This window comes from Tamlana crocina (genome assembly GCF_012037625.1).
This window is the reverse complement of sequence record NZ_JAAVJS010000575.1, coordinates 1-342: the sequence shown is the minus strand read 5'-3', so window position 1 is coordinate 342 and position 342 is coordinate 1. Positions and strand designations below refer to the sequence as shown.

General features: G+C 38.9%; 1 protein-coding gene. It reads right to left on the bottom strand.

Going from position 1 to position 342, the window contains the following annotated elements; translation table 11 throughout:
* On the bottom strand, positions 1 to 342 hold a 342-nt coding region (locus HC176_RS18105), incomplete at both ends, for a putative porin (RefSeq protein WP_167920392.1).

Below are 342 nucleotides of genomic sequence, written 5' to 3'. Positions count from 1 at the left end.
AAATAGTTAAGTGTAAATAACGATTGCAGGAAAAGCGCTCTTATAAAAAAGTAATCACTATAATATAGACTGTTTCTGGTAACAAGATCGGGCAGCTTAAGAACCTGGTTTCCTTCAAGAACGTTTTGATATAACAGGGTATTGTTCAAGGCGAATTTTCCAACTCTAAATTCTCTATGACCCTGTATTTTGAAAAAACTCACCTGCCCATCATATTGAAATGGCCGCACTGAGCTATCTGCCATAGCAAAGAAGGTCTTATCATTTATAGTGGAGAACTCGGCACTGGCATTTAACCATTCTGGAGCCCATAATTCTATACCCAGAGATTGCCTGCTCTCG